General features: G+C 66.4%; 1 pseudogene. It reads right to left on the reverse strand.

Annotated elements, in window-relative coordinates:
* A pseudogene (locus EOA22_RS36300) lies at positions 1-528 on the reverse strand (DNA helicase); the annotation flags it as partial.
* Positions 529-639 lie beyond the last annotated feature (111 nt).

The following is a 639-nucleotide window of genomic DNA, read 5'->3' on the forward strand; positions in this document are numbered from 1 at the left end:
CAATGGGCCCGAGCCGTCGCGGCCAGTGAGCGCCGCGTTGTCAGCCCAAAAGGCCGCAGTACGCGCGAGCAGACGCTCGAAATCTGCGCCAAGGAAGGCTGCGAAGATCTCGGCGACGCCACCACCGTAGCGACCCTGGCGTAGCAGGCTGGTCGCCATCGCCGGCAGCCCGGCCAGCTGGTACGCGCCGGCGGCAAGCATGCCGACTGGCACATCGCGTGTCACCGGATCGGAGGATCGCGCGAGCCATTCGAGCAGCTCGGCCGCGCGACGATAGCAGCTAAGCGATTCCGGCGAGTCCTCACCATCAATCTCACGGAAGATCCCGGCGCCATGCAGAAGTCGCCGCGCATCATCGAACTGCTCATGCGATTCTCGCGGCCCCCACGCGATCGGCGGCACCAGCCACGAGGTTTGCAGGCTTCGGACGAACAGACGTGCCTGCGCGGGCGTCAGCTCATTCTCGGCGCCGCGATCGGAGCGAATGTTCATTGCGAGGGCGCGCCGTTGCTCGTCGAGCCGCGCCATCAGGGATTGACCCAAAGCGAGCGATAGAGCCGCTCGATGAGGTCGACGCCCCCCTCGACAACCAGCTCGATCACTTGGAGTGGCCGTCCTGCGGTGTATTCCACTGGCGGT

The organism is Mesorhizobium sp. M7A.F.Ca.US.014.04.1.1 (genome assembly GCF_003998745.1).
Classification (GTDB): Bacteria; Pseudomonadota; Alphaproteobacteria; order Rhizobiales; family Rhizobiaceae; genus Mesorhizobium; species Mesorhizobium ciceri.